This window comes from Staphylococcus sp. GDY8P54P, from assembly GCF_017892645.1.
Taxonomy (GTDB): Bacteria; Bacillota; Bacilli; order Staphylococcales; family Staphylococcaceae; genus Staphylococcus; species Staphylococcus ureilyticus.
The window spans coordinates 1-15,451 of record NZ_JAESLN010000048.1 but is presented as its reverse complement, the minus strand read 5'-3'; the positions used below and the strand labels follow the sequence as shown (position 1 = coordinate 15,451).

Sequence of the window (15,451 nt, the reverse complement as noted above, 5' to 3'; positions counted from 1 at the left end):
ATGACACCCGCTATCATCATAGTATGTGTCACTGCTTTTTTATTTTAATATATATTCTAAAAATAATTTAATGCGTTTCACCTAAAGCAATTTTAATATCCTCATCTGATTCTATAATCGCTTTGAGAGCAGCTTCCAAACCTTCTGCAATCGTTTGAATAGACATGGATGGTTTTTCAGGTTTGTCTGTGACTTGTTGAGGAATAAAAGGCACATGTATAAATCCAAATTTAATATTTGGAAATTGTGTTGCTTGTAAAAATCCAAGTTGATACAAAATATGATTACATACAAAAGTACCTGCTGTATTAGACAATCTCGCTGGTACCCCTGCAGACTTAATCGCCTCTGTCATACGTTTAACTGGTAAATTGGAAAAATATGCGGCATCACCTGATGATTGAATAACTTCATCTATCGGCTGGTTACCTTCATTATCAGGTATACGCGCATCATCAATGTTTATTCCTACACGTTCTGGCGTCAATTCAAATCTTCCACCTGCTTGTCCAATTGCCAATACAACATCATATTGTTCTTGTTTTAATTTATTAACTATAGTTTCTTTGCTTTTATTAAAAACTGTAGGTATTTCTATCTTATCAATCTGATGTGTTTCAATTTCATTTGGCAATAATTTAACAGCTTCCAATGCTGGATTAATCTCTTCTCCACCAAAAGGATCAAACCCTGTTACTAATATTTTCATCATTAACATCCCCTTTTCATTTTTTAATTTATACTTTTTACATTTTAAAACGCCCAAACATACATTAATCCTATATGCACCAAAATTAATATAAGTGCAATGGGCGCTTGCGCTTTAATCACGCCGAATTCTTGTTTCATTTCTAATAAAGCAACTGGTAAAGTATTAAAATTAGCTGCCATAGGTGTCAATAATGTACCACAAAATCCACCAGTCATAGCCAGTGCACCGGCTATAACAGGATCTCCACCTTGGGCGATAACAAATGGAATACCGATACTCGCTGTGATAACGGTAAATGCAGCAAATGCATTACCCATTAACATTGTAAAAAGCACCATGCCAATGACATATGCTGCCGCACCTATAAGATGATTGCCCTCTGGTAAAAAAGAGGATATGCCTTTGGAAATAACATCCCCCACACCACTCACTGTAAAAAGTACGCCTAATGCAGCCAAGAATTGCGGTAGTATACCAACTGTTCCAATTTGTTGGGTTAGACGGTCACTGTCATAAAGTATATATTTACCATTTGGCTTAATAACAAAATATGCAGCAAGTAACCCTAATATCGAAGAAACACCTAAACCTATTGCTCCTCCTAATGGTGTCCAATTAGAAACGATAATCGCAGCTATAGCTAAAACAATAGCGGGGATAAATAATTTATTTCCATATTTTTGTGAACCTAAATTTCCCTGTGCTTCGTTGACATCTATAATATTTTTAATAACCACTTGTTTACATAGCGTTAATATTCCCATAACTATGATAAATATGCCATTGATTACGTTAGGTATATAAGGACCGGCAATAAATAAAATAGCTAATAAAATCCAAAATAAAGCTGTACCATATTTTTTGCTATTTGTTGATGCTTTTAACACGCGATATGCCGTATAAAGTAATTGTAAACCAATTAATATGTAAAATAGTTCTAAAATTTGATTTAATGTATGCTCACTCATGTCTTTCCACCTGCTTTTTACCATATTTCCGATCTAAATATTTATCAAATCTAATATTATTTATCCACACAATAAAAAAGACAATAACAGCTATAGGTAATGACGCTAATACAAGATCAATGGCATTCACTTTAATATCTAAAGACTGAAACGTACCAACCATTAACAATACACCCGCTGCCCCTACAAACAAATTTTGACCGAAGAAATTACCATAATTTTCCATCGCAGAAGTCTGCGCTTTAATCTTTTCGATATCCTTTTCGTCTACTTCATGTTCTTGCAAATGATAGCGTGTTCTTAACGCACCCTGTACCATTGGATTAATCAATGGACGTACAAACTGTGGATGTCCTCCGATACGTATTGATGCAACACCTGCTAATTCTCTAATGAATAAATAGATAGTCATCAATCGCCCACTCGTAACTTTATTCACCTTACCGATCATATTCGAGGCCTGCTTTTTTAAACCAAAACGCTCAATTAACCCCACCATAGGTAATGTTAAAATAAAAAGTGTAACTAAACGATTATCAACAAAAGCTTTTCCTAATGTGTCAAGAATAACGTACAAATTTAAACCTGATACAAGTCCCGTCGCTACAGCGGCGATTAAAATCACAGCAATCGTATCAATCTTGAATAAAAAACCAAGTACTATAATTAAAATTCCAATCAATTTTAACCATTCCATGTTATCTCCACCTTTCTTCTTTTATATTAAAGGTTTACTTTTTTTAATACAATGAATTTTCAGATAATTTTTATACCCTAACAACATAAACAAAAAAGTCCAAAACATCTTTTACATGTTTCAGACTTTTAATGACAACGGCTTATAAGCGATAAATTTTAATTTTTCATTTTTGGAAAATTACTTGAACATCTTTGTTAAAACGCGTGTCTTACAGTTATTTCTCTACTACGACATTAAAGTTCGCCATAATTCATACATCTAAACACTTGCTATCTCATATCTTCATTCGCATTTAAAATGCTATAACCATTTTAAAGTGGCATCCGATTCATTACGAGAAGGTAGCAATGTTTCAATGATTAATAAAATCGTACATATCCATGCAATCACATTAAGTAAGATGGCTATGCTATTGATTTGAATCAAATCAAATGAAATGTTCATAATAATAGACACAACTATAAGAATGATGGCAGAAGTTCTTCTTCTCCCTGCATCATAAAATCGTCGCAATGTTATAGCAAACATTGGTATAATCATTGCCAATACAAAAATCCCAACCAATATTGACAGGATTGTAGCAACAATAAAAGCACCTGAAATAAAAGCAATAACACCAATAATAGCTACAATAAATATACTAACAATATGAATCAGCACTGGTGTCCAGAACTCTAATCTATTGGATTTACTTTGAAAATCTATATATTTTTTCCAAAAATCTTTATACGCCTCTATCATATTTGACACTCCATTTTTCAATTAAAGTTATTTAAACATTTATTATTCATAATAGCGTAATCGCACACCTTCTAACAAGTACTAGCTACATATCTAGTTTAAATATATGACTTAACTACTTTTTCTAGCACGACAGGTAATTCTATTAATGCGCTCTGCTTATGCAGACGCTCACTTAATTTATGAGCATCTTTGCCGATGGGTCCTATCAATAATGTAGGTGCACTGATGGCTTTCATTGATTCAAAAGGAATAGTGTATGTACGATTGAAATTTGGCGTATTTTGCTCATATATAACCATCTGTTCCATATCTCCATCAAACTTTAAATAACTCGTATCACTGATGCCATTAAAATAATATACTTGTTCACTACTACGCTGAAATTGTTCATTTAGTGTATGTTTCACTAATTCTATAGTTGAGGATACGTGCTTGTCAGATGAAGCATTAACAGCTGGATAATAAGGTGAAGCAAAAAATGTCACTACAGCTGGCGCTATATTCTTACATATTTGCATCAGCTTATCTGCAACATGAATATTCTGTAAATGTAACTCTGACGTTTCTTGAAGTGTTTGATCTATAAGATTAGTGATTGCTTCTTCACCGTACTGTTTAACAGCATATTGCCTAAGTTGCTCATATGTCAGAACATTAATTTTTTTATCGAATTGGTAATCTTCTGTTTCTAATACAGATAGCCAATCCGATTCACAACGCTCAACAGCAGTGATGACCGTATTTATGAATTCTCTAAAAACATCTTTAGGTGTTTTGTTAAATAGAAAGAAGTTAAATAATCCTATGGTTTTGTATGGCGTTTGCACATCATATGTATCTTTAATATCTTTCATCATTAATGTTACAGGTACAGGTGTGGATTCATTTTCAAAATGTTCTTTTAGCTGTGTGTTATATTCTACCGCTTGTGTAATATAACTCATCATAAAGTTAGCACTCAAACCTTCAAGAGGCTGACCGACATGTGTTTCCTTTCCATAGCACAGTACTGCTGGCATGATTTTACCAATTGATCCTGAATATATATAATGTTTTTCATCTGAAGTAGCTTGCTGAAAAGTAGGTTCACTATTCAAATGTAATTGTATATCTAAATCGTAGTTAGCTTTTAATTCTGCTAATTTTTCTACCGCTTTTCTCATACCAGAAGAATTTACTTCCTCGTCTGGAACCGTAACTAAAATCAAATTAATATCCCATTGTTCAATGGATGCTAATTCAATTAAAGACATATGCAACATGAGACCTGCTTTCATATCCATAATCCCACGACCAAATAAGTAATCTTCACTAAGTAAGTCTTCTACAGCCCCTTTATCTAAATAATTTTGGTTTTCTAAAAAATACTGCTTTAATTTATCAGGATTACAAGCTAAATCATGAGCTAAACCAAATTCCGACACATCGACCGTATCATAATGACTAACAAGTACAATAGTTTTACCGGATTGGGAACCCTGATAAAAAGCAATTAATGCTTCTTTATCATCATCCGTTAGTATTTTTTGAATTTGATTGGGATTGGTCTTAAAATATTTAAGTTGAAATAACAATTGGTTTACCAGATTAGGGAATGTTTTCTCTCCTTGTGTATTCGTAATTGATTGGTGATTTACAAGTTGTTTTAGTAAAGTTAAACGATCTTGTTCATTTTGCCATAAAGTTTGCATCAATCCAGACCTCCTTGTAAGCGTTTACTAAATTATAATATGATTTCCCAATGATAACCAATAATTTTACTGTACATTTCAAACTAATTTACGCATATGAGGTTTGTCTATATCCTAATTTTTTCATATATACTACTCTAAAAAATGCACCCTTCTATGCTTGATGCTTAATCTAGCATAGAGGATGCATTTCATTTTGTTATTTACTTCAAAAATCTTATTACCATAACTAATTATTAAATTGCTTTTTCGGAACTAATAACCATACAAATACAAATGCAATGATTGCTAATGCAGCATTAAACCACAGTCCATACATGGCACCAACATGAATATTGTCACGAGCTGACATAATCGTAAATATTGTCCCTGAAATAGCTACACCAAATGAGTTACCAAGTGAAGATGCCATTTTATATACACCAGACGCGACACCTACCTTATCTTCTGGCGCAGTAGTAACAGCTGTATCTGTTGAAGGTGTGGCATACATACCTAAGCCCACACCATAAATTAAGTAACCTAACACACAACTGATGACATAAACAGGTGTAGGTAAAAAGGTTAACGAGATTAATAGAATCCCTATCGCATTAAGCCCTGCACCTATAAGCATTGGTTTTTTAGGACCGATTTCCTGTAGGATTTTTTCTCCGACTCTAATCATGATTAAAACAGCTACTAAGTAAGTAATAGTCATCATACCAGATTGGAATGAGGTGAAATGTAATCCCGATTGAAAATAAGTATTCGCAACAATAAGCGTCCCTGCTACAGCATTTAGTAAAAAGTTTGACACTGTAGCACCACTGTATGCTTTATGTTTAAAAAGTTTAAAATCTATCAATGGGTTTTTAACTTTGTTTTCAAATAATATAAATACAATAATTGAAATGATGAATATCACAATTAACATCAAAATAAGCGGTGAAAAGAAACCATAATTTGAAGATTGTGTAATGATTAAATTGACACTCAGCATTGCAACTATTAATATAATTAGCCCTACAAAATCAAATTTAGCACGCTTTGATGCCTCAGTTTGAACGGCTTTCGTTTCTGGCGTGTGTTTGATTAAATACATAGACACTAAAGCTACTATTATCGAAATAATAAATATAGATCGCCATCCTACAAAGGTAGCCATGATGCCACCAAAAAACGAACAAATTCCAGTACCACCCCATGAACCGATAGACCAGTAACTTAACGCACGTTGTCGCCTTCTTCCAATATAGTATTCATTTATAATTGCTAATGTCGAAGGCATGATACATGCTGCAGATAGCCCCTGTATTGCTCTCCCAAGTACTAACAAAGGGACAAATCCTGGAATGATAATAAGTAATGATCCAAGAACGCTTAAAGTCAAACCGATATAAGTCATTTTGACCCTACCATATCGATCTGCAAGTCCTCCTGTACCTACAACAAACAAACCACATAATAATGCGGTTAAACTTACGGCTACGTTAATCGTTCCATAACTAGTTGTGAAAGATGTTTCTAATGCAGGAACGATATTAACGAGCGATTGAGCAAACAACCAAAATGTTATTACGCTTAAAAAAATACCTGAAAGAAGTCTGTTATCTCCTTCAAATGGTTGTTCTGATTCCATATTATTTTGCCTCCTAAATCCCCGTAAAACAACCATAATCATTATTAATGATTTAACTTGTCCAGCTCTAAAACATTTTCTCTTGCCTTATAATAATGATTACATGGTAAACATGACTTTTTAAAATTCAAAACATTTTTTAAAAAAGTCAATAAGATAAAAATAACATTTACTTCAATTTATTGCTAAAAAAAGAGCACGCAAAGTGTATTAAGTAACTTTTTAATTATTCCACAAAATATATTGATAGCGTTTAGAAATTTTATTTTTTCTATAAGAATAATTAATACATAATCAAAATTATGTATTATACTAGATAGACAAATTATCTATAAAGGTGTATGAGATGTTAAATTTATTTATTTTATTACTAGAACGTGTAGGTCTTATTATTATTATCGCTTATATATTAATGAATATTAATCACTTTAAAACAATGATGAATCAAAGAGATAAACGAAGTTCACAATGGCAGCTCATCATCATTTTCGGGTGTTTCTCTATGATTTCAAACTTCACAGGTATACAAATCAATGGCAATGAAGTCGTTAATGGCAGTGTCTATAATCACTTAGATCCTGAGGCTTCTCTCGCAAATACGCGCGTACTTACCATAGGCGTTTCAGGGTTAATTGGAGGACCATTCGTCGCTATTTTTGTCGCAATAATTTCAGGCATTTATCGTGTTTATATTGGTGGTGCTGATGCTTATATTTATCTGATTTCATCTATATTTATTGCGCTAGTATCCGGTTATTTTGGTTATAGAGCAATGCGTGCACGTCAGTATCCTACCATAGTTAAAGGTACTATCATTGGAGGTACTACAGAAGTTATTCAAATGATTTGTATCTTAATCTTTTCTGATAATACGGAGCATGCTTGGTCACTAGTTAAATTAATTGCTTTACCTATGATTTCAATCAACTCAATCGGTACAGCAATTTTTTTATCAATTATATTATCGACAATCAAACAAGAAGAAGAAACACGTGCTATTCAAACACACGATGTTTTACAACTAGCAAATGAAACATTACCATTTTTCCGCTCAGGATTAAATGAGCATTCTGCCAAACAAGCAGCTACCATTATTTTAGATCTTATGCGTGTTTCGGCAGTCGCTATCACTAATCGTAAAGATATATTAACGCATGTAGGTGCAGCAAGTGATCATCATGTTGCCCAAAAACAAATCATTACCAATCTTTCAAAACAGGCAATACAAGCAGGTACTTTAAAAGAAGCATATTCAAGGGAAGATATTGGTTGCAATCATCCTGAATGCCCGCTTGAAGCAGCCATTGTCGTTCCATTAAGAGTCAAGAATGATGTTATTGGTACTTTAAAACTATATTTTACTAACAGGCACGATGTTTCTCATTCCGACAAACAGTTAGCATCTGGTCTTGCAGAGATATTTTCTAGTCAACTTGAATTAGGACAAGCTGAAACACAAAGCGCTTTAGTTAGAGATGCCGAAATCAAATCACTACAAGCACAAGTAAATCCGCACTTCTTTTTCAATGCCATTAACACAATTTCTGCCTTAGTCAGAATTGATAGTGAAAAAGCAAGAAAGTTACTGTTACAGCTCAGCCAATTTTTCCGCTCAAATTTACAAGGTGCACGTAACAATACGATTTCACTTGAAAAGGAATTGCAACAAGTTGAGGCTTATTTATCACTGGAACAAGCACGTTATCCAGATCGTTTTGATGTTTCATTCAATATTGAAGATTCATGTTATGGTGCACTTGTACCACCATTTGCAATACAAATACTTATAGAAAATGCCATCAAACATGCCTTTAAAAACCGTAAATATAACAATCGTATTATCGTAACCGCTTATAAAACAGCAGATGGATTATATATATCAGTTGAAGATAATGGTTCAGGAATCCCTGATGATAAAATTAATAATATAGGTAAAACACGTGTTTATTCTGATTTAGGCACAGGTAGCGCCTTAGAGAATTTAAATCACAGATTGGAAGGCTTATTTGGTATTACAGCTAAAATGCATATTCATTCCAGCAAAGAAGGTACCAACGTAAGTTATACTATTCCATTTTTCATAAGAGAGGACGAAAAACATTGAAAGCAATTATTGTAGATGATGAACCTTTAGCGCGTAACGAACTTCATTACTTATTAAATGAAATTCGTACGTTTGATGTAATTAATGAAGCAGAAAATGTTTCAGAAACATTAGAACTCTTACTTTATGATCGTTATGATGTAATTTTTTTAGATATTAATTTAATGGAAGAGAGTGGACTCGATTTAGCAAATAAAATTAACAAAATGCAAAACCCACCACATATTATTTTTGCTACGGCACATGATACTTTCGCCGTTAAAGCTTTTGAGCTAGATGCGACGGATTATATTTTAAAACCATTCGAACAAAAGCGTATTGCACAGGCCATCCATAAAGTTGAAACAGCGCTCGATCACGATACTTATAAACAAGCAAATGATGTCAGCCAGCATCAAAATGATGCACACAAAGAAAATACGCCAACTTCACAAATGGTTTTACCTATTGAAGTAGATGAGCGTATTCATATCATTAATTTAGAAGATATTATTGCTATTTCTGTTAATAACGGTATTACTACGATCAACACCTTACAAGAAAATTATCATACAACTGAACCACTTAACCATTACGAAAAAAAAATTGCGGATCCTTTGTTTATGAGAATTCACCGTGCCACGCTTGTTAATAAAGTACACATACAAACAATAGAACATTGGTTTAACTATACCTATCAACTTACGATGACAAATGCATTAAAATTCCAAGTCAGTCGCTCATATATGAAAACGTTCAAGCAGAATATGGGCTTACTTTGAATGTCACATCGTAATTAATGCAACTCAGTATATACGTTTCGTAATTCACCTTTAAAACGACTAGTAGCAACCGTTTTCATATTATAATTAACTCAAGATTAATTCGGGAGGAAATACATTATGGAAACAAACAAAAAACAAGCTGAGAAGCAGCCTAGTCATTCAAAAACGTATAACTTTTTTCATCAAGTACTAGTGTTGGCAATCATCATGCTTTTATCAAATATTATCGAAAGTTTCATGCCTATTCCAATGCCAGCATCAGTGATAGGTCTAGTCTTATTATTTATCGCTTTATGTACAGGGATTGTTAAACTTGGGGAAGTTGAAAAAGTGGGTACGACGCTAACAAATAATATCGGTTTCTTATTTGTACCTGCAGGTATTTCAGTTATTAATTCTTTAGGCGTATTAAGCCAAAGTCCGATCTTGATTATATTGCTAATTATCATTTCTACAATCTTATTATTACTATGCACAGGATTTTTCTCACAAATGTTAATTACAAAATCATTTATACCTAAGAAAAGAAAACCTAAACAGTTAGCGGAGGAAAAATTATGATTGAACATTTAGGCATTAACACACCATATTTTGGAATTTTATTATCTATTATACCTTTTATCGTAGCAACGATATTATTCAAGAAGACGAATGGCTTCTTTTTATTTACACCATTATTTGTCAGCATGGTCTTCGGTATAGCATTTCTAAAGTTAACAGGTATAGATTATGCAAATTATAAAATCGGTGGCGACATCATCAATTTCTTTTTAGAACCTGCAACTATCTGTTTTGCGATTCCGTTATATAAAAGACGTGACGTGCTTAAGAAATATTGGAAACAGATCCTTGGTGGTATTGCTTTCGGAACGACAGCTGCTTTGGTATTTATCTATTTCATTGCAAGTGCTTTCCAATTTTCAAATGAAATCATTGCATCTATGTTACCACAAGGTGCTACCACTGCCATTGCTTTACCAGTATCAGCCGATATTGGTGGTATTAAAGAACTAACATCATTGGCAGTAATCTTAAATGGTGTCATTATTTATGCTTTAGGTTCCAAACTCATTAAATTATTTAACATTACAAACCCTATTGCTCGTGGGCTCGCACTTGGTACAAGTGGCCATTCATTAGGAGTGTCATCTGCACAAGAATTTGGTGAGACAGAAGCTTCAATGGCCTCTATTTCACTAGTAATCGTAGGTGTAATCGTAGTCGTTGTTGCACCAATTTTAGCAACAGTCTTACTATAATATCTAAAATCACAACGATAAAAAGTTAGAACATAAACAATGCTTGCTCAAGCTTAAGCGTCAATTTCTATGATAAATATAGAAGTTGACGTTTTCTTTAGTTTTATGAAACCTAAAATTTTCTCCCCCCGTTTTTTCTTATATTTAATACAGTTTAATTAAATATAAATGTTTATATCATTTTATATACGTTTTGAAATTTTTTAAAAATTAACGTTAGATGTTTCCCGAAAGATTTTACTTTACATAGAATATAATTTTTAACAATTATCAGAAAATTAAAATAACATCCTTTTATATCCTTGTATTTTGATAAGAATTATAGTACTATGCATTTATTATAAACATTGGAGGTTCTATTAAATGACATTATATTTACTCGAAGCAAATAATCTTGATTTCGCAAAGTCTAAAAAAGACTTAGAAGATAAAGCAGCAAAACTCACTACTGGTGAAGTACCAACACTAATTGAAGTACAAGCAACAGAAGATTTAACACATGGCTATTTTATTGTAGAAGCGAACAGTGATACAGAAGCTAAACAATTTCTTGAAGATGCATCTATCAACATTAATTTAGTTAAAGAAGTGCGTTTAGTAGGTAAAGACTTAGAAGAAGTTAAAAAAGGTGATGCACACGTTGATTATCTTGTTACGTGGAACATCCCAGAAGGTATCACAATGGATCAATATTTAGCGCGTAAAAAGAAAAATTCTGTCCACTATGAAGAAGTCCCTGAAGTTCAATTCCAACGTACTTATGTATGTGAAGATATGTCAAAATGTATCTGCTTATATGATGCACCTGATGAAGACGCCGTTCGTCGTGCAAGAAAAGCTGTAGATACACCTATTGATGATATTGAAAAATTATAACTAAACTTTCTCTTTATATTTATAATTCCATAGGTTTAGTTAGCAAAAGTTATTTATAAGTATGTATCATACTCGTCACACCATTGCTAGCTAACAATCTTATTTAAGCTAAAAATTGGGGTAAACTTATAAATAACCTAAACACTATTCAAGGAGCGGCAATATGAAATCAAATGATACATTTTAGATTTCTGCCGCTTTTTTTTCATCAAAAAAACATATTAATTAGATAGGAATAATAGAGGTGTTGCCATGATTCGCATTAATCACATCCAACATCAATTTGGAGACCATCGTGTTATCGATGATTTTAATTTAAATATTGAAAAAGGTAAAATAGTTACTTTTCTAGGTAAAAGTGGTTGTGGAAAGTCTACCATGTTAAACATTATAGGCGGATTTTTAACACCTTCGTCAGGTACTGTTAAAATTGAAGATCAATTAAAACAAAATCCATCACCTGATTGTTTAATGATTTTTCAACATCATAATTTACTGCCGTGGAAAAACATTAATGACAACATTCGTTTAGGATTAAATCGAGAATTGAGTGATGGTGAAATCAATAATTATTTAAAATATGTTGATTTAGATCATAAAGGAAAGACGTTTCCAGAGCAATTATCTGGAGGAATGAAACAACGCGTAGCACTTTGCCGTGCACAAGTCCATCAACCCAAAGTCATATTGATGGATGAACCATTAGGCGCACTGGATGCTTTTACACGTTATAAATTACAAGATCAACTTGTACAACTCCAAAAACAATCTACAGCTACGATTATATTAGTTACGCATGACATTGATGAAGCCATTTACCTTTCTGATCACATTATCTTACTCGGCGATGGCTGTAATATTATAAGCCAATATTCAATTGAACAATCACATCCGAGAAATAGAAATGATAGTTATTTATTAACTTTAAGAAATAATATTATGGAAAAATTCGCATTAAACCACCATCAAGCAGAACCTGAATATTACATATAAGGAGTTGTAACTATTGAAAAAAATAATCATCTTTCCAATAATTATGATCCTTATACTAAGTGCATGTAATAATCAATCTATACAGAAGAATAATCAACATAATCAACCACAAAAGACTTTAAAAATTGGTTATTTACCAATTACACATTCTGCTAACTTAATGATGACTCAAAAAGTAAAAGCACAAGCTAAACATAATGGTTATAAATTAAAATTAATTAAGTTTAATAATTGGCCAGATCTTATGGATGCATTAAATAGTGGGAGAATTGATGGCGCATCAACCTTAATAGAATTAGCTATGAAATCTAAACAAAAGGGTGCTGATATTAAAGCAGTTGCGCTAGGACACCACGAAGGTAACGTCATTATGGGACAAAAAGGTGAAACGGTAAACAATTTTAATAATGAGCATCAATATCGATTTGCCATCCCTCATCGTTATTCAACGCACTACTTATTATTGGAAGAAATGAGAAAACAATTAAATTTGAATGCTCAAACATTCAGTTATCATGAAATGGCTCCAGCAGAAATGCCAGCTGCCCTAAATGAACATAGAATTTCTGGATATTCTGTGGCCGAACCTTTTGGCGCATTAGGAGAAAAGTTAGGCAAAGGAAAAACTTTAAAACATGGTAATGAAGTGATTCCCGATGCATACTGTTGTGCTTTAGTACTTAGAACTGACTTAATAAAAGATCAAAAACATGTTGCTCAAAGTTTTATATCTGATTATAAAAAAGCTGGATATCGAATGAATGATAAATCACAAAGTGTTGATATTATGTCTAAGCACTTTAAACAAGATCGAAAAGTATTGGAACAATCTGCAGAATGGACATCATATGGCAATTTATCAATTAATGAAGATGGTTATCAAAAAATTACACAGTTGATTAACCAACATCAACTTTTCGAAACACCATCTTATAAATCATTCGTTGATCCAACACTGTATAAGGAGGCATAAGCAGCATGTCAGGTAATTTAATTAAAAAGCAAACTTTACCTATACTAACATTCATACTTTTCTTATTTATTTGGCAATGTGTCATTTGGATTGGAGATTATAAACCGATATTACTACCAGGTCCTATCCTAGTAGCTCAGAGTATTTGGCATTTTATTATTACCGGGGAAATATTTACCCATTTGGGCATCAGTTTATTTCGATTTTTTATTGGATTTAGTATCGCAATTTTAATTGGTGTCCCAACAGGTTTTATTTTAGGTCGAAGCACCTTATTGCACACTGCAATAGAACCGTTATTTCAACTTATACGACCTATTTCACCTATAGCTTGGTCGCCATTTGTTGTTTTATGGTTTGGTATTGGCAGTTTACCAGCAATGGCTATCATCTTTATCGCTGCTTTTTTCCCGATTGTATTTAGTACGATTAAAGGCGTTAGGAATGTTGAGCCACAATACTTAAAAATTGCGTCAAATATGAATTTAAGTGGTTGGACGTTATATCGTAACATCTTATTCCCTGCTTCATTTAAGCATATTATGGCTGGTATTCACATGGCAGTGGGAACAAGTTGGATTTTCTTAGTTTCAGGTGAAATGATTGGAGCCCAATCTGGACTAGGATTTTTAATCGTAGATGCGCGTAATATGTTAAATTTAGAAGATGTATTATCAGCGATCTTCTTTATTGGACTCTTTGGATTTTTGATAGATAGAATAATTAGTTATTTAGAAAAATTAATTTTAATCAGATTTGGAGAATAAAGGAGTAATTTATATGACTTTACAAAAACGTATTGAAACAGAATTAGATCCCTATGTTATTGAAATTGATGAAGGGAGTTATTACCCACGACCATTCATTCAAGGCTTATTTAGAGATGGCTATTTTTCTGAAAATGACTTAAAAAATAATCTAGAAGTCATTGAAGAAGTCTCAAAATCCTGCTTAACTACAGGTTTTTGTCTATGGTGTCAATTAGCATTTTCAACTTATTTACAACACGCAAATCAACCACATTTAAATAAAACTTTACAGCAACAGTTGTTAAATGGAGAAATTTTAGGAGCAACAGGTTTATCTAACCCTATGAAATCTTTTAACGATTTAGAATCATTCAATTTAACACATCATTATAATGACAACACATTAATTATTAATGGCAAATTACCTGCAATAAGTAATATTGCGTCTGATCATTATTTTGGAGCAATTTCTAAAGCAAATGATACAGATGAGTTAGTGATGTTTATTGTAAAAGCGAATCAAAAAGGTATAACTTTAGATGAAAAATCAAATTTCTTAGGTGTCAATGGGTCGGCTACATTTGCTATTGAAATGAAAAACGTAGAGATCCCTGAATCACAAATTATAACAAAAGAAGCAAAAAGTTTTGCTTCTGCCATTCGACCACAATTTGTAGCTTTACAAATTCCTATAGCGCTCGGTTCAATCAGAGCTTCGTTAGATTTAATTCATAAATTTTCTGACGCACAAAATGGCATCAATAAATATTTAGAATTCGATATCAATGCGTATGAAAACCAATATAAACAGCTTAAAAACGCGTTTTATCATATTATTGAAAACGATGATTTAGACGATAATTTTGCTGAACTGATCAAAATTAAAAAAGAAGCTGGTTACCTATTATTAGAAGTAAATCAAGCTTCGATGGTAAACGGTGGTTCTAGAGCATATTCTCCACGTGCGCCACAAGCTCGTAAATTGAAAGAAGGTTTCTTTTTCGCTGCACTTACACCTACATTGAGACATTTAGGAAAATTAGAAGAAGAATACCGCACTACAGTTTAGTAAACGAGTATAGATGGAAAATCAAAATCATCGAAACATAATGACGACATCAAAAATTCGACAATGATATAAAATGATCGTCTAATATAAAAATAAATGGCTAATCCCTATCATCATGAACTGCACCCTGTCAAGTAGACAGTGAAAAAAACAAAATGTTTATGGCTACCTTATATTTACGATATAAGGGTAGCCATTTTTAATGTTTTCTTTCTTGATTAAAAAATT

At 32.6% G+C, this 15,451-nt stretch carries 15 protein-coding genes; 9 read left to right on the top strand and 6 right to left on the bottom strand.

Annotated features, from left to right (window positions below; all coding sequences use genetic code 11):
• Positions 1-67: 67 nt before the first annotated feature.
• From pcp to KA883_RS12930, 6 genes are all read right to left on the bottom strand, one after another.
• Complete coding sequence (gene pcp / locus KA883_RS12955; protein ID WP_046207570.1) at positions 68-709, bottom strand: pyroglutamyl-peptidase I; 642 nt, start codon at positions 707-709, stop codon at positions 68-70.
• A gap of 44 nt (positions 710-753) precedes the next feature.
• Positions 754-1,680 carry a DUF979 domain-containing protein gene (locus KA883_RS12950; protein ID WP_046207569.1) on the bottom strand — a complete coding sequence of 309 codons (927 nt, stop codon included), beginning with the start codon at positions 1,678-1,680 and terminating at the stop codon, positions 754-756.
• The gene (locus tag KA883_RS12945) at positions 1,673-2,377 is read right to left on the bottom strand and encodes a DUF969 domain-containing protein (RefSeq protein ID WP_046207568.1); all 705 of its coding nucleotides are present in this window, start codon (positions 2,375-2,377) and stop codon (positions 1,673-1,675) included. The genes KA883_RS12950 and KA883_RS12945 overlap by 8 nt, the downstream gene beginning before the upstream one ends.
• A gap of 303 nt (positions 2,378-2,680) precedes the next feature.
• Complete coding sequence (locus KA883_RS12940; RefSeq protein WP_046207567.1) at positions 2,681-3,121, bottom strand: DUF805 domain-containing protein; 441 nt, start codon at positions 3,119-3,121, stop codon at positions 2,681-2,683.
• Between the two features lie 98 nt (positions 3,122-3,219).
• On the bottom strand, positions 3,220-4,815 hold the full coding sequence (locus tag KA883_RS12935) for a M20/M25/M40 family metallo-hydrolase (protein WP_196296353.1): 1,596 nt from the start codon (positions 4,813-4,815) through the stop codon (positions 3,220-3,222).
• Between the two features lie 229 nt (positions 4,816-5,044).
• A complete protein-coding gene (locus tag KA883_RS12930) occupies positions 5,045-6,436 on the bottom strand; it encodes an MFS transporter (RefSeq protein WP_046207565.1) in 1,392 nt (463 codons plus the stop codon).
• A gap of 346 nt (positions 6,437-6,782) precedes the next feature.
• Here KA883_RS12930 and KA883_RS12925 point away from each other — a divergent pair, with 346 nt between their 5' ends.
• From KA883_RS12925 to KA883_RS12885, 9 genes are all read left to right on the top strand, one after another.
• Positions 6,783-8,540: a sensor histidine kinase gene (locus tag KA883_RS12925; protein ID WP_046207564.1), complete on the top strand. Its 1,758-nt coding sequence runs from the start codon at positions 6,783-6,785 to the stop codon at positions 8,538-8,540.
• Entirely contained in the window at positions 8,537-9,301 is a 765-nt protein-coding gene (locus KA883_RS12920) for a response regulator transcription factor LytR (RefSeq protein ID WP_046207563.1), read from the top strand. Before KA883_RS12925 ends, KA883_RS12920 begins: the two co-directional genes overlap by 4 nt.
• A 120-nt stretch (positions 9,302-9,421) precedes the next feature.
• A complete protein-coding gene (gene lrgA, locus KA883_RS12915; RefSeq protein WP_046207562.1) occupies positions 9,422-9,865 on the top strand; it encodes an antiholin-like murein hydrolase modulator LrgA in 444 nt (147 codons plus the stop codon).
• Complete coding sequence (lrgB, locus tag KA883_RS12910) at positions 9,862-10,563, top strand: antiholin-like protein LrgB (RefSeq protein WP_019468801.1); 702 nt, start codon at positions 9,862-9,864, stop codon at positions 10,561-10,563. The genes lrgA and lrgB overlap by 4 nt, the downstream gene beginning before the upstream one ends.
• 363 nt (positions 10,564-10,926) lie before the next feature.
• The gene (locus tag KA883_RS12905; RefSeq protein ID WP_019468800.1) at positions 10,927-11,439 is read left to right on the top strand and encodes a DUF4242 domain-containing protein; all 513 of its coding nucleotides are present in this window, start codon (positions 10,927-10,929) and stop codon (positions 11,437-11,439) included.
• A 252-nt stretch (positions 11,440-11,691) separates the two neighbouring features.
• Complete coding sequence (locus KA883_RS12900; protein WP_046207561.1) at positions 11,692-12,432, top strand: ABC transporter ATP-binding protein; 741 nt, start codon at positions 11,692-11,694, stop codon at positions 12,430-12,432.
• A gap of 13 nt (positions 12,433-12,445) precedes the next feature.
• Entirely contained in the window at positions 12,446-13,405 is a 960-nt protein-coding gene (locus KA883_RS12895; protein ID WP_046207560.1) for an ABC transporter substrate-binding protein, read from the top strand.
• Positions 13,406-13,410: 5 nt separating this feature from the next.
• Positions 13,411-14,172, top strand: coding sequence for an ABC transporter permease (locus KA883_RS12890; RefSeq protein WP_046207559.1), 762 nt, complete (start codon positions 13,411-13,413; stop codon positions 14,170-14,172).
• A gap of 13 nt (positions 14,173-14,185) precedes the next feature.
• Positions 14,186-15,223 carry an acyl-CoA dehydrogenase family protein gene (locus tag KA883_RS12885; protein WP_046207558.1) on the top strand — a complete coding sequence of 346 codons (1,038 nt, stop codon included), beginning with the start codon at positions 14,186-14,188 and terminating at the stop codon, positions 15,221-15,223.
• The last annotated feature ends 228 nt before the right edge of the window (positions 15,224-15,451 follow it).